A 22,795-nucleotide genomic window follows, 5' to 3' on the forward strand; every position below is an offset into this window, starting at 1 on the left:
GCGCCAGACGTGACGGTGCCCCCTCGGCCGTAGCCGAGGGGGCACCGTCATCAGATCCGTCAGGCCGGATGGACGTCGAAGATGTGCTTCCAGCCCTCACGGCTGGTCAGCGACTCCTGCGCAGCGCGGTAGCGCCGGCGCAGCTCCGGCCACGCTCGCGCGATCTCCCGGTGCAGCGCCACCGACTCCTTGATCATGGCGCGGAACAGCTCCGGGTCACGCCGGCGGAACGTGACACCGCGGCCGTCGGGCGTCGAGACCGTCGCGGAGTCGAGCTGGGCCAGCACGAACCACTGCGCGTTGCGGGAGGGGACGTTGCGCTGCGGGACGGTCCGGTGCACCGGCGCCGGCGTCTTCAGGTTGCGCAGCACCCCGCGCGCGAGACCGAGGCCCACCTTGACCTTGCCGACCGGCGGCTCGGGGAAGACCTGCGAGGCGAGCGCGTCGAGTTCGGACAGCGGGACCTGGGTGGCCGAGTTGAGCGGGCGGCCGTCGTCGTACTCCGCGCGCTTGGCCCGGATCTCGCCGAGCACCACCGGCAGCTTCGGGAACAGGGCCTCGGGGCCGGTCAGGAAGTCGCGCAGCGCCATCGCCTGCAGCGCCACCGCCGAGTACTCCATCAGCATCAGGTGCCGAAGGGTGCGCTTGAACGTGTCCTTGAGCAGTGCCTTCGGGCTGTCCGGGCCGTGCAGCGCGGCGGCGACCAGCCGGTTGCGGTAGTGGAAGTAGGCCTGCCAGTCGCTGGTGTCGTCCTTCTCGATGAACGACATGTGCCAGATCGCGATGCCCGGCACGGTGGCCGTGCGGTAGCCGCGGGAACGGGCCCGCAGGCCGTACTCCGCGTCGTCCCACTTGATGAACAGCGGCAGCGGCAGACCGAGGTCCTCGGCGACCCGCCGCGGGATCAGGCACATCCACCAGGCGTTGTAGTCGACGTCGGTGCGGCTGTGCAACCAGGGGGTCTGGCGCAGCGTCTGGTCGGCGAGGTCGTGGTTGCCCTTGGTCTGCGGGGCGTCGCGCCAGATGAAGGCGTTGCGGTCGACGACCTCGCCCATCGAGTGCAGGTGCGAACGGGCCTGCAGGGACAGCATCTGGCCGCCGACGAGCATCGGCTCGCGGGAGAACCGGGAGAACGCGACGGCCCGCAGGATCGAGTCGGGCTCGAGCAGGATGTCGTCGTCCATGAACAGGATCTGCTCGCAGTCGGTGCTGCCCAGCGCCTCGTACATGACGCGGGCGTAGCCACCGGAGCCACCGAGGTTCGGCTGGTCGATGATCCGCAGCCGGTCCCCGAGCACGGCCGCCGCCTCGGCGTAGCCGGCCTGGTCGCGGACCTTCTGGTTGCCCTGATCCGGAATGATCACGGCGGTGACCGCGTCGAGGACCAGCGGGTCCTCACCGATCGCGGTCAGGGTGGCGACGCAGTCGGCGGGCCGGTTGAACGTCGGCATGCCGATCGTCACCGCAGCGCGACCGGGCGCGTTCGCGGGGGCGTACCAGCCGCCGGAGTGCAGGGCCAGCTCGTCGGAGTCGGTGGTGAGGTCGAACCAGTACCAGCCACCGTCCTCGAACGGACGCAGGTCGAGCTCGATGTCGAGCTCGTGGCGGCCGGGGGTGGTCAGCACCTCGCCGCGCACGTAGATGTGCGAGCCGTCGGCCTTGGAGCGGTAGACGTCGACCCGGCCGGTGCCCTCCAGGGAGAGCTTCAGGTGCACCTCGGTGAGGGTCGACCAGCGCCGCCAGTACCCCGCCGCGAAGCCGTTGAAGTAGGCGCCGAAGGAGACCTCGCTCTGCTCCGGCAGCACGGCAGTGGTCCGGGACGTCGGGCGCAGCCGGCGGCCGGTGACGGCGGAGACCGTCAGGTTCAGCGACTTCGCCGTCGGCTCAGCCGGATCCGGCTCCACCGGGGCCAGCCGGGTACCGGAGCGTTCGTCCATGTACAGCGAGCGGACGCTCAACGGGTCGGCGGTGCGCGGCAGGATGACCCGCTGCAGCAGGCTCTCGGACCGGTGCGGGTCCGGGGGCGCCGCCTGGGAGCGCGGGGCCGGCTTCCGTCGACCGGTCTTCTGGATCGTGGCCGCGTCGGTCATCAGCTGGAGTCAGTCCTCGGGGGTCTCGGTGCCGCTGAGGGCCTTGCCCTCGGTGAAGTACGGCGTGATCCGGTTGTCGAACATGGTCAGTGCGGACCCGATCGCCATGTGCATGTCGAGGTACTTGTACGTACCGAGCCGCCCGCCGAACAGGACGTTGCGGTTGGCGGTCTCCTTGCGGGCGAGGTCGCGGTAGCGCTCCAGCTTCGCCCGGTCGTCCGGGGTGTTGATCGGGTAGTACGGCTCGTCACCGGACTCGGCGAAGCGGGAGTACTCCCGGACGATGACGGTCTTGTCCTTGGGGTAGTCGCGCTCGGGGTGGAAGTGCCGGAACTCGTGGATCCGGGTGAACGGCACGTCCTCGTCGTTGTAGTTCATCACCGAGGTGCCCTGGAAGTCGCCGGTGTCGTGGCGGACCTCCTGCTCGAAGTCCAGCGTGCGCCACCCGAGCTCGCCCTCGGAGTAGTCGAAGTAGCGGTCCAGCGGACCGGTGTAGACCACCGGCGTGCCGTCCGGGATCTGGCCGCGGACATCGAAGTAGTCGGTGTCCAGACGGACCTCGATGTTCGGGTGGTCGGCCATCCTCTCCAGCCAGGCCGTGTACCCGTCGACCGGCAGACCCTCGTAGGTGTCGTTGAAGTACCGGTTGTCGAAGGTGTAGCGGACCGGCAGCCGGCTGATGATCGACGCGCCCAGCTTGGTGGGGTCGGTCTGCCACTGCTTGGCCGTGTAGCCCTTCACGAACGCCTCGTAGAGCGGGCGCCCGATCAGGGAGATGGCCTTCTCCTCCAGGTTCTGCGCGGTCGCGGTGTCGAATTCCGAGGCCTGCTCGGCGATCAGCGCGCGGGCCTCGTCCGGGGTGTGCGACCGGCCGAAGAACTGGTTGATCAGCGCCAGGTTCATCGGGAACGCGTAGACCTGGTCCTTGACCCGGGCGAACACCCGGTGCTGGTAGCCGGTGAACTCGGTGAACCGGTTGACGTAGTTCCAGACCCGCTCGTTGGAGGTGTGGAACAGGTGGGCGCCGTAGCGGTGGATCTCGATGCCGGTCTCCGGCTCGGGCTCGGAGTAGGCGTTGCCGCCGAGGTGCGAGCGGCGCTCCAGCACGAGCACCCGCTTGTCCAGCTCAGCGGCGGCCCGCTCCGCGACCGTCAGCCCGAAGAAGCCCGAGCCGACCACGACAAGATCGAACCCTGCGTAATCCACGACCGCCGAGGGTAGCGGCGCCGCCTGACCGGGCCCACTCGGCCCGCTCGCTATGCTCGGGCTCACCGGGTTCCGACGCCGCCGACTCGGTACAGCGACCGGGAGGGTGCTCGTGACCTGGCCAGAAGTCCAACCTTCGGACATCTGGGTCGTCGCCGTATACGTGCTGATTCTATGGGTGCCCGGCTTGCTGTTGGGAAAGGCACTAGGCGCCCGCGGCTGGGTCCTCTTCGGGACTTCACCCCTGATCACCTATTCAATTGTCGGACTTGCCGGTCCCGCCTATTCTGCAGCCGGACTGAACTGGTCCACGATGTCCTTCGGCGTGACCGTCGGAATCATAGCTGTCGTTGCAGGTACGGTGTCGATCGTTTCCGCTCGAAGTCCGGCCTCCACGGGCAGGCGCATCGCGGCAGTCCCCCCGCCATCCGAATGGTCCCAGGCAGCCAGCATTGCGGTGGCCGCCGTTGCATCGTCCGCTGCAGTGGTGGGCGCGGCCGCGATCTTGACAGGTATACGCACTTTTTCCGCCATTCCACAGGACTGGGACGCAGTCTTCCACGCCAACGGAATACGCGAGATCGCAACGACCGGCAACGGCGGACTTTTTGCGATGGGCCAGGTCAATTGGTACGAGGATGGAATTGCGGTCTTCTATCCGAATGCCTATCATCTGCTCGCAACGATCGCGTACCAACTGACCGGGTCGACGCTCCCAGTCGTTCTGAACGCTCACACGGTGCTCATCCCCGGCCTGCTCGCGTTCTCGCTCGTCACTCTCGTCAGGCGACTCGGCGGACGCGCGGTTCTCGCAGGATTCTCCGCCGTGGTGGCTGTCTCGATCTCCGCGTTGTACGACTTGCTCTGGCGAGGACCGCTGCTACCCTTCGCGACCGGTCTGGCACTGACTCCTTTGATCGTCGTGCTCTTGCTGGAACTCGTCGACGCTCCTCGGTGGAGAGGGATGGCCCGGCCAGGTGTACTGCTCTCCATAGGCCTCGCCGGATTGCTCTGCCTCCATCCAGCAATCATGATCGGCGGTGCCCTCTTCGCCGCTCCAGCGATGATCCAGCGATGGTGGCAACAGCCGAGTTCGGCGCGCACCGACCTACCCGTCACCCTTCTGTCCGGACTGATCGGAGCCGTCTTCTGCGTACTGCAACTCGCCGGAGCTGCGAGTTCTGCTTCCAATCTGAGCGCTATCGACTGGCCCGCCGATCTCAGTCAGAACGAGGCGATTGGAGAGCTCCTCACCTTCAGCCACGCCGGCCCCTTCCCGCAATGGTGGATCGTGGCAGCAGTCCTTGCGGGGCTGCTAGGTTACCGACGTCTCGCACAGCTGCGCTGGCTCGGCATCGTCGCCGTCGGCTTCGGCTCATTGTTCGTGATCGCCGCATCGTCAGACGAGCCGTGGGCAAACTCCATCACAAGTTTCTGGTGGAACGACCGGTGGCGCCTGATCGCACTCGCCGCGGTTCCGCTGTGCGTGATCGCCGGGCATGGTCTTGCCGAGATCCAGCGGGTCGCCTGGGACGGTCTGTGCACCATCTGGTCGAAGATGCGCAGCGCGCGGAACCGCGATCGATCAGCGGTGGGCTCCGCAGTCGTGGCCGTGGCCGTCGTCATCGCCTTCGCCCTCCTCAGCAACGATCTCTACTTCGCGCGCAATGCAGCACGAATGGCTCAGAACGTGGGCGACGGTCCCGCCATCTCCGGGGAGGAAGTAGCCGGAATTCGCGCACTTGCCGACATTGTGCCGGCCGGATCACGAGTGCTGAATGACCGAGGCGACGGTTCTGCATGGATGTACGCATTGGCCGGCGTACGTCCTGTGGCAGGCCACTACGACGGATTCCGCACAGGACCTGACGCAGCGATTCTTGCCCGCCAGTTCAAGGACTATCCGACCAACCCGGAGGTTCAAGCAGCAGTCCAGCGGCTGAACATCGAATATGTGATGCTCGGGAAGGGCTTCCTCAGACCGGATACACAACGCGCCCCCGGCCTCACCGACCTGAGCGGCGCCAACTGGCTGACGCGGGTCTACATCAACGACGATGTCGTCATCTACCGAATCGACGATGCTGATCTAGACGCTGGCCGACAACGTGAAGGTGAGCCCGTGGCGTCGGGTTGACCACCTAAGCGGCTGCCGCCGTCGGGCCAAGGGTAAGCATCAGGGCGCGTACGATACATGGACCGTTCAGATATTCCATCACTATCCCCGATAGTCAACCCGGACGAGATGCAGCGCCGACTGCACGGGCCGCACGTACAGCCAGCCGAGTCGAGTCAGTCGTAGGCCGGCGGCCAGTCCCGGGCCGGGACCGTCGCGAGCTCGCCCGTGATGCCCTCGGGCAGGGTGAACCCAGCCGAGTACGGTAGCGGCCGGCCGACCAGCCGGTACAGCAGCTCGTGGGTGCACCCGGCCGTGGCGGCCCGGATGAGGATCTTCCGCCCGGGCCGGCCGCCGGCCCGGTGCCCGGGCAGCTGCCGCAGCGCCTCGCTCAGCACGGTGATGTGGTCGGCGGCGGTGGTGCCGGCGTTGCCCGGGCGCAGCAGCACCGACAACGGTTCCCCGCTGCCGCCCGGCCCGTGGCCAACGACGGTCCACAGCGGGTGACGGCCGAACCGCGCCTCAACGTTGGGGCGGCGCCCTCCTTCTCGCTGTGCGCGGTCACCAGGGTGGCGTCCACGTCGATGACCAGCGGCGGTCCGCGCTCACGCCGTGGTCCGGGCTGTGCTGCCCGGCCCGTGCCCACGCCCGAGACGGGCGACGGCCCGGGCGGAGGCGATGGCGCGCAGCGCCGCGGTGGCACGCTCGGCGAGCCGGTCGAGGGTGCGGGACAGCGTCGGAGCCGACGCAACCGGGCCGTAGACGCCGGGCTCGGCGCGCAGCAACGCAATGTCGGCCAGGCAGTCCCCACCCAGTCCGAGGGCCACCGCCCGGTCGAGCACGATCGTGGCGGGGTCGTGCACCGCGTTCGCGCGCCGCCACGGCGCGAGCGCGGTCCACAATGCCAGCCCGCCGGACAGGGCCCGGTCCAGCCCGGCCGCCCGGACCGTCTCGGTGAGCAGCAGCCCACCAGCCAGAGACACGGCCCTCGACCCGGCTGCGTCCGCGGCCGGGCACGGGGAGAACCCACTACCCCTGCTCACCTGGAAGGTGCTCCTGATCTCGCACGGACACGGGCCTCGACAACCCACATCCTTGCTGCTCAGAAGCACCTTTGAGCGTTCAACACGCCCTCGCGCGACCCGCCCGTGAAAGCGCCGGGTTAGCCCCTGATCGGTACCCACCCGCACCGACCGAGCCGGTCGGCGAGCAGGGCGCCAGTGCGGCCACGTTGCGCACATGGCTCGATGCCATGCCGTCCCTCCGCCTACCTGCTCGACGTCGTGCTGGCCAGCTTGGTCGCCGGGCTGCTTGCTGTCGCTGCCCTTGCTTGGCGCCGCCCTCGCAGACGCACTAGCTACAGCGAAGCACCCAAGATCAAGAAGCGGCAGCAGCTCACCTCGGCACTATACGAACCGTCGAGCAACCTGCCAGTACGTACGGACCATCATGTTCGCGAGCCAGGTCAGGGCGGGCGAGCCCACCACCTGTCTGTCCAGGTCCGGTGTCAGCAGGGCCATCCACACCGTCGATGGTTCAGTCCGTTGAGCTTGGACCTCACGCCGCCGCGCCCGCAGGTGCGCCCGGTGCTTCCACAGCCACCACCAGCCACGGAACTTGTGCCGCCCCCACCCGCCGATCACGGCATGTCCCGCCAGCAGCAGTTCCACCACGAGCAACAACGGTCCCAGGACAATGAGCGCGCGTGTGCTCCAGAGGGTGGCCACCATCATCAGGCGGTTGCGCTCAAGCAGATACATCTTGGTGGCGTTCCGCGAGAACTCGTAATGATGCAGGGCGATGGCCGTGGGAACGCAGCGGGCGGCCCATCCCCGCTGCCAGGAGCGCAGGCTCAGTTCCGTGTCCTCGACGTAGGCGAAGTACTCGGCATCGAAACCACCGAGGGCAGTCCATACAGAACGACGCACCACGACACATGCGCCGCTGGCGGCAGTGACGTCAAAGGACGAGGAGCGGCTCTCGCGGGTGTACAGCCCGCCCGCCCACGAGAGACCGACGATGTGAACGGGGTTGCCAGCGCTGTTGATCAGCTCCGGAGAGTCCGCGATGCGGACACTGGCCATCACCGGGCCGATATCCGGCCTGGAAGCCTCGGAGACAAGCTGTCTCAGCGTGTCCGGGCACAGAACACAGTCCGAGTTGACCAGTGCCACGAACTCGGTGGACAAGGCCCCGACACCGAGGTTGCAGCCACCTGCAAAGCCCAGATTCCTCCCTGGCCGCAGTAGCCGGAACCGGCCGTGATCGGGCACCGCGGCGAGATCCTCGGGACGGCAGCCGTTGTCGACCACGACCAATTCGACCCGCACGCCGGTTGACGCGAGGATCGAGTCGACGCAGGTGGCAAGCCAGGGTTCGTTCTGCCACGCCAGAACCACAACGCCGACGATCGCCGGCGCGGAGACGGCTTCAGCGGCCGCGGCCACCTCCGCGGAGACGTGGAAGCGCGGGGGCCCGCCTTCAGGAGAAGCGATGATGATCACCGGCGTTTCTCGCGGCGGTCCACGGCCGCTTGGCCATCCCGGGGCAAACCCGGGCTGAGTGCCGTTCGGGGCCGAGGCCGAACACGAGCACGTTGACGACGACCAGCACGGCGCGGAGCCTATCCGGACGAGCCTCCCGAGTTTCGACGCCCCTCGGTCCCCGCCGGAACAGCGACGAGCCGGGCGCAGGAGCGCTTGAGCGTCCGGGCCCGACCTGTCGACATGCGTCCCGTACTGTTTGCCGGGTGGCGAGGGCGGCGCAGATCCGCAGGCAGCTCTCCGGGGCCGCAACGGTCAGCGGTGGCCTGGCGCTGCTCGGGCTGGCTGCCTACGCCTTCCTCGCCCTTGCCGGGCACGCACTGGCGCCCCACGACTACGCGGCCGTTGCGTCCCTGTACTTCCTGACAGCCATTGTGGGTCCTGGGCTCTTCGTTGCGGTGGAGCAGGAGGCCAACCGCGAGGTCAGCAGCCGCATCGCGGCCGGCTCCGGTACCGCGCCGGTCATGAAGGCCGCGTGGCTCGTCAGCGCGGGCCTCGCCGTACTGGTCATGCTCGTCCTGCTGGTCCTCTCACCGGTCCTCGTCAGAGAGGTCTTCGGCGGATCGTGGCCGCTACTGGTGGCCGCTGTCGTGTCCGTCGGCGGAGCAGCTGCGGTCTACGTCCTGCGGGGAGCGTTCGCCGGACAGCGCCGTTACGGCTGGTACTCCGCAACCCTGGCTGCGGAGGGACTGGCACGTCTCGTTCCCTGTGTTGCGCTGGTCCTCATGGGGATCGCCGACCCCACGACCTTCGGCTACGTCTTCGCACTCGGGACAGCCGTCGCCGCGGCGGCAACAGTCGCCGGCGGCCGTGTGGGCGCCCCGGGACCCGCCGTCAGCCGATCCGGCATGGCTCGCGGCGTTGGCCTTCTCGCGTGCGCATCCGGGTTGACCTTGCTTGTCGCCAACCTCGCTCCGGTCGTGGTGACCTCGCGGCTCACGGATGACCCTCGGGTCGCAGCAAGCTTCGCCTCGCTGTTCATCCTGGCCAGGACACCGCTGTTTCTCTTCGCGCCGGTGCAGGCCCTGCTACTCCCGCGGTTGGTAGGTGCAGCGGCGATCGGTGATGCAGGCACCGTCCGTCGGCAGGTAGGAACGGTGCTCGCCGCCGTAGCTGCCGTCGGACTCCCTGGAACCGTGTTCGCAGCGCTCCTCGGCCCCTGGGCGGCCCGAGTCTTCTTCGACGCTCCAACCGACCTGTCGATGGTCCTAGCCGGCCTGCTCGGGCTGAGCACGGCGGCGATGATGGCTGCTCAGGTGCTGCAGTCGGCCCTGGTGGCGCTTCGTGTCCACCGGATGACGACCGTTGCGTGGATCATCGGCACCCTGATCTTCGTGACGCTGCTGTTCATGCCCATCGACCCGGTGGTTGCAGCGGTCGTCGCACAGTTGGTGGCACCGTTCGTCGTCGTCAGCATCATGGCGGTCGCGATGCACCGGGCTCTGCGGACGCTCACCAGCGACACCGAGGTCCCCGCCTCAGCATCTTCCTGACGAGGGAGACGTCCTAGGCGGTGGACACGGTCGGACTGCCGTCACCCGCGATGGCCGATTCCGGCCGGGTGAGAGCTTTCCCATCGACCCGGCCGTTCGTTTCCGACTCGGCGCTCGGAGATGTCATCACTTCGGCAGCCGGACGCACCGACACGATCCATACGAGCGCCCCAACGATGAGCAGCCCAAGGATCTGCGCAACGATCGGCGTCGCGGACCCGACGATCGGGTGCCAATCTCCAAGCCGCGGATCGAGGCTGGTGATGCCGCGCTCGCCGACCTCCGGTAGCCCCCGCTGCCACCGCGCCATCGTGTAGAGCAGACAGATGAGGTGGATCGGCAGGAGCAGTAGGGCCGTGAGTCTGACGATGGTCCGAGCGTAGGGAGCGGCTACAGCTCGCTCTTCCAGCACGAAGGCAGCGAAGAGCACAACTCCGGCGAGCATCGGCAGGACGTAGCGACCCTGCGTGATGAACCCGGTCTCGTTCGCGAAGCGGACCTCCATGTAAGCCGGTACGAGCACGCCACCGCCCAGCAGCAAGAGCATGCGCCAGCGGTCGATTCGGCGAGCGACGACCAGGCTCGCGAGCAACAGGGCACCCGCGGCGAGCTGCCAGGTCAGGTAGAAGACCCCAGACATACGGGTGTCCAGCCAGCCCGTCACTCCGATCATCTGGTCGAGGTAACCGCGCCAGTTCTCGGCCTCGATCATCCAGGCCTGGGAAGCTGTCAGAATCCTCCCCCCGGTGTAGTCACCGAGGTCGGTCGTGTTCATGGCCAGGATCCAGACGACGGCGCTGAGGCCGGCCGCGCCGATCCCGATCACCCAGGGCCAGGTGGCCTTGCGGCTGAGGAGCGGTCGGAGGTTCTGGCTGCGCCACGGCACCAGGAACGCAATGAATCCCACGGCGAGCCAGAGCAAACTGCTGGCTCGGAGCACGGCGAGCGCAAGACCGCTCAGCCCCGCGAGCCACAACAACCCCGTCGTCGCGCCTTTGGTCCGACCGACGAGCAGCGGGATCAGCGCTGTGAAGAACGCAACTCCGGCCGCCATTTCCATACCGTTCGGGTTGATGGCGCTCGCCATGTACGTCGCCATGGGCGTGACGGCAACCAGCAGACCAGCCAGCATCAGCCGATGCCGGGAGCACCGGACGATGCTGACCAACGCACCAGCGAGCAGCGCTGCAGAGAGAGCTCCGCTGAGGAGCCTTGCGATGAGAAGCCCCGACCAACCGGGCCACCACTTCAGTGGCAAGCCGACCACGGCGTAGTACGCCGGGTAGTAGCGCCCGGCGCCACTCGGCGCCACCACCGGCGTCGCGTCCGCGCTCGGCGGCTCCGCGCAGGCCGCGGACTTCATCGGATCGAAGGCCCAGCAGTTGGCCCTCACAAGGCCAGCGGGAACCGTTTGGAAGGCCCCGGTTCCCCGTTTGGCGTCGGCCTCCGGAGGAGCCACCTCTCCGGAGACCACACCCACTGCCCGCACCACGTGGTCGAACTCGTCCGGCGAGCCGTCGTACGGCGCGGCGAGCGACCAGCTGGCGATCATGAGAAAGAACCCCATGAAGGCCGTGATCCACAACTTGGACGAGCTGAGTCGCACGAGGCCTCTGATTCTGGTTCGGCGGCACCATCCGGAATGCGCCCGAGAGCCTACAGTCGGCTTCCCTGCGCGGTGCACCACAGACCTGATGTCCACACTCCGGCTCTTTCCCCTACCCTGCGTCAGGAGGCCCTGGATCCCCTGGCGTCCGACCAGAACCGGAGATCGGTCCGTTCGAGGGGCAGCTGCGTGGTATCTCGTCTCACGACGACGGTAGGTCGTGTCAGCCGGCACAGCGGGGTTCGGTTCCTCGTTGTCGGCGGGCTCAGCGTGGCCATCGACGCCGGCTCGCTGTTCGTGCTGCATGGCGTGCTCGGGCTATGGCTTCCACTCGCGACGGCGATGGCATTTCTCATCGCGTTCGGGGTGAACTTCGGCCTCAACCGGATCTGGACATTCCAGGCCACTGGCGCGGCCGGGATGCACCTGCTGCGCTACGTCTCCCTGGTAGCGGCCAACCTCGGGATGACCGTCGTGCTCGTCCAGGGTCTGACCTGGTTGGGGCTTCCGTATCTGATCTCGAAGCTCTGCACGACCGCTGTCCTCGCAGTCGTCAACTACGTCGTGTCGAAGAAGTGGGTCTTCAAGTGACCGCCGCCACCGGACCGTCGGGCCCGGCGAAGGGCGCGGTCCCACTGGCGGCATCCCGGGCTGTACCGCTGTCCGATGCCTTCTCCGGAAGATCGAACAGTTTCGGCATCCTGCGATGGACCTTGGCGACACTCGTCATCGTCGGGCACGCATACCCGCTCGGAGGCTTCAGCGGCGGCACCGACCCGCTCTTTGACTGGAGCGGCGGCCAGGAGTCGTGCGGCGGGCTCGCGGTTGCCGGGTTCTTCATCATCAGCGGCTTCCTCATCACCCGAAGCTGGGCAAGCTCGGGGTCGGTCATGCGCTTCATGTGGCACCGGTTCCTGCGGATCTTCCCAGCGTTCTGGGTCTGTCTCGTCCTCACCGCGTTCGCGTTCGCGCCACTGGCGTGGTGGCGCGAACGAGGCACACTCGCCGGCTTCCTGACGGAGCCGGCGCGAAACGCCGTCGGGTACATCACGCAAAACTTCTGGCTCTCGATCAATCAGTACGAGATCGGTGATCTGCTCAGCAGTACCCCGTACGGCTCAGGTAGGCCCGGAGCGTGGAACGGCTCACTCTGGACGCTGAGCTACGAATTCGGCTGCTACCTGGTGATCGCGCTGCTGGGGGCGGTTGGGCTACTCAACGGGCACCGGGCGATCGTGACCGCCCTGGCAAGTCTGATGTACCTCGTCACATTGTCAGCTCAGATCGATCCCGGCCTCGCGGCCCGCCTGGTTCCCCTCTTCTCCGACACCTGGTTCGGCCGGTTCCTGTTCCTCTTCCTGCTGGGATCGATGTTCGCCCTCTACGCAGATCGGATCCAGGTCGACGACAGGTTGGGGGCTTTGGCCCTCGTTGCGACCGCCGTCTCCCTACACGGCGGCGGCTGGATCGCGGTGGGGTATCCCGCGTTGGCATACATGCTGATCTGGCTCGCCGTCCGGCTTCCGTTCTCCGCCTTCGACCGCCCTGGCGACTTCTCCTATGGGACCTACATCTACGCATTTCCGATTCAGATGCTGCTCGCCGAATTCGGTGTCCAGCGCCTCGGTCTCGCCGCCTACATGCTGCTCGGTATCGCTATCACCGCAGCTTTCGCAGTACTCAGCTGGCACGTGGTGGAGAAGCGTGCGTTGAGACTTAAGCGGTGGACACCTCAGCGTCCGAGATGGCGGAGCCGCGCTGCCGAGCCGGATTCCTTGAGCAGCAGAGCGCGTCCGACACCGGAATCGCCCGCGACAGCGCCGGAGACGGTGCGCGACTCCCCGCAGTCGAACTGAAGAACTATCTGGACCCCATCTCCGGGTTGCCCCGGTCCGCCACACGCGGGCTCTACCCCGAGGTCTCGGACCCAGACTCCTCCTCGCACGGCACAGACTTGTCCCTGCGCGTAGGCACATCGTCGATCTTCATCCGAAGGGCACCGACTTCCTCGGCCAGGCGCCGAGTCTGCTCCTCCAACAACCCGACCTCGCCGGAGAGCTGGAGCGAGACGGTCAGCAGCGCAAGGAGCGACACAAGGAAGAGCAGGTTGCTCGGCGTCTCGATCCCGACAAAGCGTGCGGTGACGTTCAGCAGGCTCGGGAAGACCGCCACTGTCAGCGTTCCGAGCGCGAAGAGAACCCAGATCACTGCGTACTTCTCCCGCAAACGCCGCCGCCGGAGCAACTCCGCGACGAGTAGCAGGACTCCGACCGCGATGACCAGCGAGAAGATCGTCAGACGAGCCATCAGCGCTGTGACAGAGGGTCGGCCGAGATCTGCGGAGGCCGTCTGAGGAGCGCGAGCCCGACGGCGGTGATGACGCGCATCAGGTAAATCGCTGCCCGAAGAGCGTTCTGGCTGGCTTCACCGGCCTGGCGAGGTCGCATCGCGACTGGCACCTGTCGAATGACCAGGCCGCACCGGTGAGCGATGACCAGGGCTTCCACGGTGTCACCGAGGTACTCCTCCGGGTAGTGGCGGGCAAAAAGCGCGACGGCTCTCCCCTGCGCCAACCGGAAGCCCGATGTCGGATCGGTGATCCGGGTCCCGGTCATCGTCGTGAGCATCGAGGACAGGAGCTTCATGGCCCACTTGCGCGGCCCCTTGACGACATAATCCCCACGGCCGGCAAATCGGGCCCCGATGACGACGTCCGTCCCGCCGGCAGCGTCGATCAGCACAGCGATGTCCGCCGGATCGTGCTGACCGTCGGCGTCGACCTGCACCACCTTGTCGAACCCATGGTCGGCGGCATACCGGTACGCAGCGCGCATTGCGCCACCGACCCCTAGATTGAACGGCAGCGACATGACCATCGCGCCCGCGGCGCGCGCGCGCTCCGCCGTGCAGTCCGTGGAGCCGTCATCGACGACCAAGATCGACGCGTCCGGCTGCTCACGCATGACATCCGCAATCACCCGTGCGACCGAGCCCTCTTCATTGAGAGCAGGCATCACGACAAGGAGGCGAGCGACCTCAGATCGTTGCGGCACGGCTGACGTTGGGTCGGTGGCCTCGACACTCATCGTTCCGACTCCTGATCGACTCGGCGGGGCTCCGAGGAAGCCGACCCGAGACCTTCGTGCGGACGACAGTGTGAGTCATCGACAGCGCCAAGACCTCTCGCGTGCACTGCGGGATCGTAGCGTTAGGAGCACCCGTGCTGACGCAGCAACCCGTTGATCACGATTGACGGGCCTGGATCAGGCGCGATGCACGCAGCTCAGGTGAAATCACTCGAATCAGGGCGTGGAACCATCCATCCGAGCCTGCGCCACCGCCATGACGTACTCGCCGTAGCCGGACTTGGCCTGGGCCGCGCCCAGGGCGTAGCAGGCCTCGGCGTCGATGAACCCGCGCTGCAGCGCGATCTCCTCCAGGCACGCGATCCGCACCCCCTGGCGGTGCTCCAGAACCTGCACGTACTGACCGGCCTCCAGCAGCGAGTCGTGGGTCCCGGTGTCCAGCCAGGCGAACCCCCGGCCCAGATCGACCAGCCGGGCGGCCCCGGCGTCGAGGTAGGCCCGGTTGACATCGGTGATCTCCAACTCGCCGCGGGCCGAGGGCCGCAACCCGGCAGCGATCTCGACCACCCGCTCGTCATAGAGGTACAACCCGGTAATCGCCCGGTTGGACCGGGGCACCGCGGGCTTCTCCTCGATCTCCACCAGCCGCCCGGCCGCGTCGGCCACCCCGACCCCGTAGCGCTGCGGATCGCGCACCGGATAGCCGAACAGCACCGCCCCGTCCGCGCCGCGGGCGATCCCGTCGATCCCGGCGCGCAGCACGTCGGCGAACCCGGGACCGTGGAAGATGTTGTCGCCCAGGACCAGCGCGCAGGGCTGCCCGCCGATGTGCTCGGCGCCGATCAGGAACGCCTGCGCGATGCCCTCGGGCTTGGGCTGCGCGGCGTAGCCCAGGCGCAGCCCGAGCTCGGCGCCGTCCCCGAGCAACCGGCGAAACAGCGGCAGCTCCTCCGGGGTGGTGATGACCAGGATGTCGCGGATCCCGGCCAGCATCAGCACCGACAACGGGTAGTAGATCATCGGTTTGTCGTAGACCGGCAGCAACTGCTTGGACACCGCCCGGGTGATCGGATGCAGCCGCGTGCCGGCCCCGCCGGCCAGAATGATGCCCTTCATCGGCCGGAATGCTGTCACACCGTCGATCAGGTGTAGACCGCCAGCACCAGCGCCGCGATCCAGGCCAGCGCCAGCACCTGCAGCACCCGGTCCGCGAGCGCGATCTCCTCGGGCTCGCCACCGTTGCCGCCGTCGACGTCCACCGCGTACCGCAGCACGGCGATGACGAACGGCACGATCGAGATGACCGACCAGACCGAGTTGTGGTGCGCCTCGCGGATCTCGAACGCCCACAGCCCGTAGGTCATGATCAGGACGGTGGCCGAGAGCGCCCAGACGAACCTCAGGTAGGACGCTGAGTAGCTCTCCAGCGACTTGCGGATCTTCGCGCCGGTCTTGTCGGCCAGTTGGATCTCCGCGTAGCGCTTGCCCGCGACCATGAACAGCGATCCGAACCCGGCCGCGAGCAGGAACCACTGCGACAGCGTTATGGCCGCCGCGGCGCCACCGGCGATCGCACGGAGCAGGAAGCCGGAGGCGACGATGCAGATGTCGATCACCGGCTGGTGCTTGAGCCACAAGCAGTAGGCCAGCTGCACCCCGATGTAGACCGCCAGCACGATGACCAGCTCCATCGAGGCCAGCAGGCTGACCGCGAGCGACCCGAGCAGCAGCACCACCGCAACGACGATCGCCAGCTGCGCCGGCACGATGCCGGCGGCGATCGGCCGGTTGCGCTTGGTCGGGTGCGCCCGGTCGGCGGCGATGTCGTTGGCGTCGTTGATCAGGTAGATCCCGGACGCCGCGAGCGAGAACGCCACGAACGCGATGGCCAGCTTCAGCGCCACCTGGGTGTCGAAAAGCTGCCCGGCCGCGAACGGCGCGGCGAGGACGAGGACGTTCTTGACCCACTGCCGGGGGCGCATCGTCTTGAGCACGCCACCGGCCATCCCGGCGGCACTGCGAGCCGGGGTACCGGTCTGTGCGGGCACGTCGGTGCTCGTCATCGCGTGGTCCCCTTCTGCCGGCGGGTACGGGCAAGCCTTCGCGTCACCGTCGCGACGGCCGCGCCGAGCGCGGAACCCACGACGACGTCACTGGGGTAGTGCACGCCCAGCACCAGCCGGGACAGCGCCATCGGGGGCACGAGCACCGCGGGCAGGGGGCGCCGCAGCAGCCGGCCGTAGAGGACCGCCGCCGCCGTGGTCGACGTGGCGTGCGCCGACGGGAAGCTCAGCCTGCTGGGGGTACCGACGAGCACCTGGACGCTCGGGTGGTCGGGCCGGGACCGGCGGACGACCCGCTTGACCCCGATCGACGCGCCGTGGGCCGCGGCCACACCGGCGGCCGCGACGAGCCAGTCGCGCCGTCGCGCCCGGTCGGTCGCCGCGCCGAGCAGGCCGATCGCCAGCCAGCCCGCCGCGTGCTCGCCGAACAGCGACATCCCGCGGGCCACCTTCACCACCGACGGCCGTGCGATCGCGCCCTGCACCGCCTGCAGCGCCCGCACCTCCCCCGCAGCGGGGTCGGGGAAGGGCTCGGCGGCGTCAGTGACGCCGGGGACGGGGGCAGTCGGAACGGGGCGGTCGAGGAGCTCGGCCACGAGCGGGGCCTCCAGTGGGCACCGCGCTCGTTCTGCGGGCGCCGATGGGTGGGTTCATTACGGCGGGCCATGGTACGCGTGGTGCTTCCGCCCTTACGGGCGATGCCGCGCGCGCCCGTACCGGTGGTGCGGAGCTCCCGCTAGAACCAGCGCTCGAGCACCAGTGCCAGCCCGTCCTCGGCGTTGGTCGCGGTGACCTCGTCGGCGATGTCGAGGAGCGCAGGGTGCGCGTTACCCATCGCCACCCCGTGCCCGGCCCAGCGCAGCATCTCCAGGTCGTTGGGCATGTCCCCGAACGCGATGACGTCCGGCGCGGCGACGCCGGCCCACTCGGCGACCTCAGCCAGCCCGGTCGCCTTCGTCACCCCGGCCGGCGAGGCCTCCACCAGGCCACGCGGGTGCGAGAACGTCAGGTCCACGGCGTCGCCGACCAGCGGCTGCAGTGCCGCCACCATCGCGTCGCTGCTCATGCCCGGTGCCCGGATCAGCATCTTGACCGCCGGGCGGACCAGCAACTCCGAGCGTGGAACGCTGCTGTTGTCCGGGTTCGGCCAGGCGTGCTGGTAGTCCGGCTCGGCGACGAACTGGGTCGCCGCGTCGTCGAACGCCCGGGCGCCCACCCGCTCGACGGCGAGCCCGCAGCCGGGCAGGGCCCGGGTCGCGGCCTCCGCGAGCTCGGCCAGCGCGTCGGGAGCGAGCGTGCGGGCCCACACGACCTCGTCGGCGACCGAGTCGTAGAGCACCGCGCCGTTGGCGCAGACCGCCAGCCGGGCCACGCCGAGCTGCTGCACCACCGGCGGGATCCAACGCGGCGGTCTACCGGTGACCAGCACGAAGCCGATCCCCTCCGACACCAGCCGGCCGATCACGGCGGCGGCGCGTGGGCTGACCCGCTCGTCGGGCCCCAGCAAGGTGCCGTCCACATCCGTGGCGACCAATCGAGGTGCCTGCACGCCTAACGCCGTCCACCAGTCACCCTGTCCAGAGTACGGCTGGACCCGGCGATCAGTCGTTCGTGTGCTTACCCTCTCGTGATGGCGGATGAGACCACGGCGGCCGAGTTGCTCGTCCGGTGCCTGGAGGCCGAGGGTGTGAACCAGGTCTTCGGGATCCCGGGTGAGGAGAACATCCACTTCGTCGACGCCCTGCGCGACTCCCCGATCCGGTACGTGCTGACGCGGCACGAGCAGGCCGCCGCGTTCATGGCCGAGATCGCCGGGCGGCTCACCGGACGGGCCGGGGTCGTCTCGGCCACGCTGGGCCCCGGCGCGATCAACCTGCAACTCGGGGTGGCCGACGCGCAGACCAACTCCACCCCGCTGGTGGCGCTGTCCGCGCAGGTGGGGCTGAGCCGCATCTACAAGGAGTCGCACCAGGCCGTGGACCTGGTCGGGATGTTCCGGCCGATCACCAAGTGGGCGGACCTGGTCCCGGGGCCGCCCGCCGTGCCGGAGATGGTCCGCCGGGCGTTCAAGATCGCGCAGACGGAGCGCCCGGGCGCCACCTACCTGGCCGTGCCGCAGGACGTCGAGGGCGCCGCGGCGCCGGCGGATGCCGTCCCGCTACCCACGGACCGGGTCCGTTACGAGGAGCCGTCGCCGAGCCAGCTCGGGCGGGCGGCCCAGGTGATGGCGGACGCGGAGCGGCCGATCCTGCTGGCCGGTCACGGCGCGGCGCGGCACGGCGCCGGTCCCGCGCTACTGGCACTGGCCGAGGCATGGAACGTGCCGGTGGCCACCACGTTCCACGGCAAGGGCGTCTTCCCCGACGATCACCCGCTCGCCCTCGGCGCCGTCGGGTTCATGCGGCACGACTACGTCAACTTCGGTTTCGACGCCGCCGACGTGGTGGTCGCGGTCGGCTACGAGTTGCAGGAGTTCGACCCGGTCAAGATCAACCCGGGCGGCGACAAGAAGATCATCCACGTACACACGTTCCCGGCCGAGGTCGACGCGCACTACCCGGTGGCGGTCGGCATCGAAGGCGACATCGCCCGGTCGCTGACCGCCCTGGCGACCGCGGTGCCCCGCCGGTTCGACACCGGCCCCGCCACCGGGAAGATCCGCAAGCTGCTGGCCGACGAGCTCGACCGCGGTGCCACGGACGACCGCTACCCGCTCAGCCCGCAACGGGTCGTGGCCGACACCCGCGCCGCGCTGGGACGCGACGACATCGTGCTGGCCGACACCGGTGCGGTGAAGATGTGGATGGCCCGGCTCTACCCCACCTACGTGGCCAACACCTGCCTCATCTCCAACGGGCTGTCCACGATGGGTTTCGCCCTGCCCGGGGCGATCGCGGCCGCCCTGGTCCGGCCCGAGGTCCGCACGCTCGCCGTGGTCGGCGACGGCGCGTTCCTCATGCACAGCCAGGAGATCGAGACCGCGACGCGGGAAGGGGTGCCGCTGACCGTCCTGGTCTGGGAGGACGACTCCTACGGGCTCATCGAGTGGAAGATGAACCTGGAGCTGGGCCGCAGCTCCAGCGTCCGGTTCGCCAACCCGGATCTGGTCCGCTACGCCGAGAGCTTCGGCGCACGGGGATACCGGGTGGGCGCGGCCGGCGAACTGCTCCCGATCCTGCGCGAGGCGCTGGCCGACGACGGCGTGTCGATCATCTCCTGCCCGGTGGACTACACCGAGAACATGCGGCTGACCGACTGGCTGGGTGAGCTCAGCGGCCCGTTCTGACGCCGTCTCCGGTCGGGAGTGGACCCGAGCGTGCACGGGTAGATCGATGGCCGATCACGAGAGACTCCTCGGCGCGCTGCTCGATCGCGCCGGAACGACGTACGCCTCCCAGGCCGGCATCCGGTTGACGGACACACCGGCGCCGCTGTACCGGCTGCTGGTGCTGTCGGTCCTGCTGTCCACCTGGATCCGGGCCGCCATCGCCGTCGCCGCCGCCCGCGAGCTGGTCGACTCCGGGATGGGCACGCCGCAGCGGATGCTCGACGCGTCCTGGCAGGAGCGGGTCGACGCGCTCGGCCGGGCCCACTACGTCCGCTACGACGAGACCACCGCGACCGCGCTCGGCGAGGGCGCCGAACTGCTGCAGACCGAGTACCGGGGCGACCTGCGCAGGCTCCGCGCGCGCGGCGAGGACGACCCGGCCCGGATCCGGAAGCTGCTCACCGCGTTCCCCCGGCTCGGGCCCGTCGGCGCCGACATCTTCTGCCGGGAGGCGCAGGAGGTCTGGCCGCGGCTGCGCCCGGCGCTCGACGGCAAGACCCTCGACGGCGCGCGGCGGATCGGGCTGCCCGCGGACGCCGATGACCTGGCGAAGCTGATCCCCGAGCACGACACGGCCCGCGCGGCGGCGGCGCTGGTACGGGTCGCGCTCGACGGTGACCTGGCCGACGAGGTCGTCGCGGCCGCCGGCTGACCTCGTCAGAGGATCGCGACCGCCACGACCAGCCCGAGCGCCAGGTGCGCCGCGGCGACCACCAACGCCTGCGGCCGCAGGTCCGGGGCCGCCAGCACCTCGCCGATGTCGATGCCCGTCACCCACTCCAGCAGCCGGACCCCGCCCACCTGGGCGACGATCCCGACCAGACCGAAGATCAGCGAGGCGAGCAGGCCCTCGGCCAGCAGGCCGGAAGCCCCGTAGATCGCCGTGACCACGATGAACGCCATGCTGACCATGCCTGCGGCCGTCACCGCCACCGAGTTCGGCAGGCCGTCACGCACCATCCGGTTCAGCTTGCCCGGAGTCGTGAGGTCGATCGCGTAGAAGCCGAGCAGCATGAGCAGCAGCCCGATCAGGGCGTACAGCAGGATCGCGCCGATGCCACGGCCGACGGCCGAGAAGAATCCCGGCTCCAGGGCAAGCAGGGTCGTCACGTCGTCCTCCAGGTTGTGATGTGGGGAGCTCGGGAACTGCGGGTGTCACCCGGGACCGCGGTCAGGACTCCGGGATGCGGTGCGGGACGAACGCGGCGCCGTCGTCGGTCACGAGCCCGACGGTCTCCCGGATGCCGAGCCCCGCGGCGGTGTCGCCGACGATCCACGCACCCAGCGCCGGCCGGAAGCCGTCGAACTCGGGAAGCGGATCGAACAGCTGGTAGACGTAGCCCTCTTCGCCGTACACGCCGCCGGTGGACTGTTCGCTTCCCGGCGAGACGATCGAGATGTTCGCGCCCTCCCGGCCCAGCCGGGGCTTACGCACGTACTCGGTGAGCAGGCCCGGGTTGTCCAGGTAGGCCGGCAGCAGGTTCGGGTGGCCGGGATACATCTCCCAGAGCACGGCGAGCAGCGCCTTGTTCGACAGCAGGGTCTTCCACAGCGGCTCGAGCCACAGCGTCTCGGGCAGGCTGCGCACCACGTGCTTGCCGAAGTCGTCGGAGAGCACCCACTCCCAGGGGTAGAGCTTGAAGACCGACGACATCGGGGCTTCCTCGAGGTCGACGAACCGGTCCAGCGCGGCGTCCCAGCCGATGTCCTCGATCGCCAGCCCGACCGTGTCCAGGCCCGCCTCCGCCGCGGTCTCCTGCAGGTAGCCCACGGTCACGTGGTCCTCACCCGAGGACTCCGCCCCGGACCAGGTGAAGTGCACCTCCGACGACGGCAGCGCCTCCTTCACCTCGATCCAGCGCTCGACCAGCCTCTCGTGCAGGGAGTTCCACTGGTCGTCACCGGGGCGGGTGTCCTTGAGCCAGTGCCACTGCAGGATCGACGCCTCCAGCAGCGTGGTCGGGGTGTCGGCGTTGTACTCCAGCAGCTTGGCCGGCCCGCCGCCGTCGTAGCGCAGGTCGAACCGGCCGTAGACGTACGGGTCGTGGCGGCGCCAGGAGTCGGCGATGCCCTGCCAGGACCACTCGGGCAGGGCGAAGTCGCGGAACCGCTCCGTGGTGACGACGTGGTCGACGGCCTCCAGGCACATCGAATGCAGCAGTTCGACGTCGGCCTCGAGGGAGAGGATCTCGTCCATCTCGAACACGTAGTGGACCGACTCGTCCCAGTACGGCCGGGCCGCACCGCCGGTTCCCCGCCCGGGCGTGCCGAAGACCATGCCCTGCTCGGTGACCCGACGCTCCCAGTCCGGGCGGGGTGCCCCCGTTTCTCGACGCACGTGCCGTCCTAGCTGCCGCTGCTCGAACCGCTGCCGGAGACCCCGAGGCCCCCGCGGGAGATGGTCTTACCCGACGGTGTGGACACCCGCGCGTTCTTCGGCGCCACCGTGGTCCCGCCGGTGGCGACCTGGCCGATGCCACCGCTGCCGCCGTAGTTGTAGTGGTACTGCCGGCCGCCGCCCCCGATGAAGATCGGGATGAAGCCGACCCCGGAGTGGTAGGTGCCGTTCGCCGCCGGCTGCACGCAGTTGCTGTCGTCGACGACGACGTTGTTCTCGTCGACGCAGCGGGCCTCGACCGTCTCCTCGTCGTTCGCCGCCGAATAACCGACGGCGATCAGCGCGACCACACCGACCGTCACTCCGGTCCCGATGAGGATCCGCTTGCGCTTCTTGGACTTCTCCTGCGCGGAGTACTTCGCAGCGGCCTCCTCGCGCTCCCGGCGCGCGGCCTGCTGGCGGGCGCGACGCTCGGCCAGCGTGGGCTCGCGGGGGGCCGTGGTCTCGTCCTGGAAGCGCATCCGGCCCGTACGGCCACCCTGTCGGGTTCCACCGTTCGACTGATCGGGTCGCTCCGACGACGCGCGGCCGGCCGAGCCGTCGGCCCCGTCGGCGCCGTCCGGCGGCAGCTCGCCGCCCGAACGGTCACGCTCGTCGTTCTCGCTCATGCTCCACCCCCGCGCGCACCGTACAACCCGCGGGATCACAGCGGAACGCGGCACGCTCGCAGCACCACGGCGACCGATGACCGCGCCGTCGCGCCGCGGGCCGGGGAACTCGATCGAGGTAACGGCATGATGACGGCCGTCATGGCTCCCCACATCACCGTGCCCGGCGCGCAGCGTTCCCACGCGGCCGATCCCGCGGACCGCACCCCGGGCGGCCGCAGCGGATCCACCGGTCCCGCCGGTCGGGCAGCCGCACCG

Annotated in this window: 21 protein-coding genes; 6 read left to right on the forward strand and 15 right to left on the reverse strand. The window is 68.9% G+C overall.

Annotated features, from left to right (window positions below):
• Nucleotides 1–59: 59 nt before the first annotated feature.
• Both HF519_RS00675 and glf read right to left on the reverse strand, forming a co-directional pair.
• Entirely contained in the window at nt 60–2,090 is a 2,031-nt protein-coding gene (locus tag HF519_RS00675; RefSeq protein ID WP_169409616.1) for a glycosyltransferase, read from the reverse strand.
• Between the two features lie 9 nt (nt 2,091–2,099).
• Nucleotides 2,100–3,296, reverse strand: coding sequence for a UDP-galactopyranose mutase (glf, locus tag HF519_RS00680; protein ID WP_312859815.1), 1,197 nt, complete (start codon nt 3,294–3,296; stop codon nt 2,100–2,102).
• A gap of 112 nt (nt 3,297–3,408) precedes the next feature.
• Between glf and HF519_RS00685 the strand changes: the two genes are divergently transcribed.
• A complete protein-coding gene (locus HF519_RS00685) occupies nt 3,409–5,433 on the forward strand; it encodes a DUF6541 family protein (protein ID WP_169409618.1) in 2,025 nt (674 codons plus the stop codon).
• Between the two features lie 155 nt (nt 5,434–5,588).
• On the opposite strand, the gene HF519_RS33460 is transcribed toward HF519_RS00685, so the two are convergent.
• From HF519_RS33460 to HF519_RS00700, 3 genes are all read right to left on the reverse strand, one after another.
• Nucleotides 5,589–5,861 (reverse strand): hypothetical protein, encoded by a 273-nt coding sequence (locus tag HF519_RS33460; protein ID WP_438826363.1) that lies wholly within the window; start codon nt 5,859–5,861, stop codon nt 5,589–5,591.
• Between the two features lie 156 nt (nt 5,862–6,017).
• Complete coding sequence (locus HF519_RS33465; protein WP_438826364.1) at nt 6,018–6,653, reverse strand: transposase; 636 nt, start codon at nt 6,651–6,653, stop codon at nt 6,018–6,020.
• Nucleotides 6,654–6,818: 165 nt separating this feature from the next.
• Nucleotides 6,819–7,916, reverse strand: coding sequence for a glycosyltransferase family 2 protein (locus tag HF519_RS00700; RefSeq protein ID WP_169409620.1), 1,098 nt, complete (start codon nt 7,914–7,916; stop codon nt 6,819–6,821).
• Between the two features lie 92 nt (nt 7,917–8,008).
• Here HF519_RS00700 and HF519_RS00705 point away from each other — a divergent pair, with 92 nt between their 5' ends.
• Nucleotides 8,009–9,448, forward strand: coding sequence for a lipopolysaccharide biosynthesis protein (locus HF519_RS00705; protein ID WP_169409621.1), 1,440 nt, complete (start codon nt 8,009–8,011; stop codon nt 9,446–9,448).
• 13 nt (nt 9,449–9,461) lie between these two features.
• On the opposite strand, the gene HF519_RS00710 is transcribed toward HF519_RS00705, so the two are convergent.
• Nucleotides 9,462–11,015, reverse strand: coding sequence for a DUF2142 domain-containing protein (locus HF519_RS00710; protein ID WP_169409622.1), 1,554 nt, complete (start codon nt 11,013–11,015; stop codon nt 9,462–9,464).
• A 75-nt stretch (nt 11,016–11,090) separates the two neighbouring features.
• On the opposite strand from HF519_RS00710, the gene HF519_RS30785 reads away from it, so the two are divergent.
• Nucleotides 11,091–11,645, forward strand: a complete 555-nt coding sequence (locus HF519_RS30785) for a GtrA family protein (RefSeq protein WP_246241970.1) — start codon at nt 11,091–11,093, stop codon at nt 11,643–11,645.
• Complete coding sequence (locus tag HF519_RS00720) at nt 11,642–12,910, forward strand: acyltransferase family protein (protein WP_169409624.1); 1,269 nt, start codon at nt 11,642–11,644, stop codon at nt 12,908–12,910. The genes HF519_RS30785 and HF519_RS00720 overlap by 4 nt, the downstream gene beginning before the upstream one ends.
• Nucleotides 12,911–12,962: 52 nt before the next feature.
• Here the strand turns inward: HF519_RS00720 and HF519_RS00725 are convergent, their stop codons facing one another.
• From HF519_RS00725 to HF519_RS00750, 6 genes are all read right to left on the reverse strand, one after another.
• Nucleotides 12,963–13,361, reverse strand: a complete 399-nt coding sequence (locus tag HF519_RS00725; RefSeq protein WP_169409625.1) for a DUF2304 domain-containing protein — start codon at nt 13,359–13,361, stop codon at nt 12,963–12,965.
• Nucleotides 13,361–14,140, reverse strand: a complete 780-nt coding sequence (locus HF519_RS00730) for a glycosyltransferase family 2 protein (protein WP_169409626.1) — start codon at nt 14,138–14,140, stop codon at nt 13,361–13,363. Before HF519_RS00730 ends, HF519_RS00725 begins: the two co-directional genes overlap by 1 nt.
• Before the next feature lie 216 nt (nt 14,141–14,356).
• The gene (gene rfbA / locus HF519_RS00735; RefSeq protein ID WP_169409627.1) at nt 14,357–15,256 is read right to left on the reverse strand and encodes a glucose-1-phosphate thymidylyltransferase RfbA; all 900 of its coding nucleotides are present in this window, start codon (nt 15,254–15,256) and stop codon (nt 14,357–14,359) included.
• Between the two features lie 26 nt (nt 15,257–15,282).
• Nucleotides 15,283–16,203 (reverse strand): decaprenyl-phosphate phosphoribosyltransferase, encoded by a 921-nt coding sequence (locus tag HF519_RS00740; RefSeq protein WP_169409628.1) that lies wholly within the window; start codon nt 16,201–16,203, stop codon nt 15,283–15,285.
• Complete coding sequence (locus tag HF519_RS00745) at nt 16,200–16,799, reverse strand: phosphatase PAP2 family protein (RefSeq protein ID WP_438826365.1); 600 nt, start codon at nt 16,797–16,799, stop codon at nt 16,200–16,202. Before HF519_RS00745 ends, HF519_RS00740 begins: the two co-directional genes overlap by 4 nt.
• Before the next feature lie 140 nt (nt 16,800–16,939).
• Nucleotides 16,940–17,752 carry an HAD family hydrolase gene (locus tag HF519_RS00750; RefSeq protein WP_169409629.1) on the reverse strand — a complete coding sequence of 271 codons (813 nt, stop codon included), beginning with the start codon at nt 17,750–17,752 and terminating at the stop codon, nt 16,940–16,942.
• A gap of 81 nt (nt 17,753–17,833) precedes the next feature.
• On the opposite strand from HF519_RS00750, the gene HF519_RS00755 reads away from it, so the two are divergent.
• Together HF519_RS00755 and HF519_RS00760 are read left to right on the forward strand one after the other, a co-directional pair.
• Complete coding sequence (locus HF519_RS00755; protein ID WP_169409630.1) at nt 17,834–19,489, forward strand: acetolactate synthase large subunit; 1,656 nt, start codon at nt 17,834–17,836, stop codon at nt 19,487–19,489.
• Between the two features lie 46 nt (nt 19,490–19,535).
• Entirely contained in the window at nt 19,536–20,183 is a 648-nt protein-coding gene (locus HF519_RS00760) for an endonuclease (protein WP_169409631.1), read from the forward strand.
• Nucleotides 20,184–20,188: 5 nt separating this feature from the next.
• Here the strand turns inward: HF519_RS00760 and HF519_RS00765 are convergent, their stop codons facing one another.
• From HF519_RS00765 to HF519_RS00775, 3 genes are all read right to left on the reverse strand, one after another.
• Nucleotides 20,189–20,641, reverse strand: coding sequence for a DUF350 domain-containing protein (locus HF519_RS00765; protein WP_169409632.1), 453 nt, complete (start codon nt 20,639–20,641; stop codon nt 20,189–20,191).
• 61 nt (nt 20,642–20,702) lie between these two features.
• Nucleotides 20,703–21,869, reverse strand: a complete 1,167-nt coding sequence (locus HF519_RS00770) for a glutathionylspermidine synthase family protein (protein ID WP_169409633.1) — start codon at nt 21,867–21,869, stop codon at nt 20,703–20,705.
• Nucleotides 21,870–21,877: 8 nt separating this feature from the next.
• Entirely contained in the window at nt 21,878–22,537 is a 660-nt protein-coding gene (locus tag HF519_RS00775) for a hypothetical protein (protein ID WP_312859816.1), read from the reverse strand.
• Between the last annotated feature and the right edge of the window lie 258 nt (nt 22,538–22,795).

Source organism: Pseudonocardia bannensis (assembly GCF_012911875.1).
Classification (GTDB): domain Bacteria; phylum Actinomycetota; class Actinomycetes; order Mycobacteriales; family Pseudonocardiaceae; genus Pseudonocardia; species Pseudonocardia bannensis.

What these genes read in the sequence shown, in the direction of transcription:
- HF519_RS00725 (WP_169409625.1), bottom strand. Translation starts at nt 13,361, where the DNA reads ATGGCTCGTCTGACGATCTTCTCGCTGGTCATCGCGGTCGGAGTCCTG.
- HF519_RS30785 (WP_246241970.1), top strand. Translation starts at nt 11,091, where the DNA reads ATGCGCCCGAGAGCCTACAGTCGGCTTCCCTGCGCGGTGCACCACAGA.
- rfbA (WP_169409627.1), bottom strand. Translation starts at nt 15,256, where the DNA reads ATGAAGGGCATCATTCTGGCCGGCGGGGCCGGCACGCGGCTGCATCCG.
- HF519_RS00775 (WP_312859816.1), bottom strand. Translation starts at nt 22,537, where the DNA reads ATGAGCGAGAACGACGAGCGTGACCGTTCGGGCGGCGAGCTGCCGCCG.
- HF519_RS00755 (WP_169409630.1), top strand. Translation starts at nt 17,834, where the DNA reads ATGGCGGATGAGACCACGGCGGCCGAGTTGCTCGTCCGGTGCCTGGAG.
- HF519_RS00760 (WP_169409631.1), top strand. Translation starts at nt 19,536, where the DNA reads ATGGCCGATCACGAGAGACTCCTCGGCGCGCTGCTCGATCGCGCCGGA.
- HF519_RS00730 (WP_169409626.1), bottom strand. Translation starts at nt 14,140, where the DNA reads ATGAGTGTCGAGGCCACCGACCCAACGTCAGCCGTGCCGCAACGATCT.
- HF519_RS00675 (WP_169409616.1), bottom strand. Translation starts at nt 2,090, where the DNA reads ATGACCGACGCGGCCACGATCCAGAAGACCGGTCGACGGAAGCCGGCC.
- HF519_RS00710 (WP_169409622.1), bottom strand. Translation starts at nt 11,015, where the DNA reads ATGGGGTTCTTTCTCATGATCGCCAGCTGGTCGCTCGCCGCGCCGTAC.
- HF519_RS33465 (WP_438826364.1), bottom strand. Translation starts at nt 6,653, where the DNA reads ATGTGCGCAACGTGGCCGCACTGGCGCCCTGCTCGCCGACCGGCTCGG.
- HF519_RS00740 (WP_169409628.1), bottom strand. Translation starts at nt 16,203, where the DNA reads ATGACGAGCACCGACGTGCCCGCACAGACCGGTACCCCGGCTCGCAGT.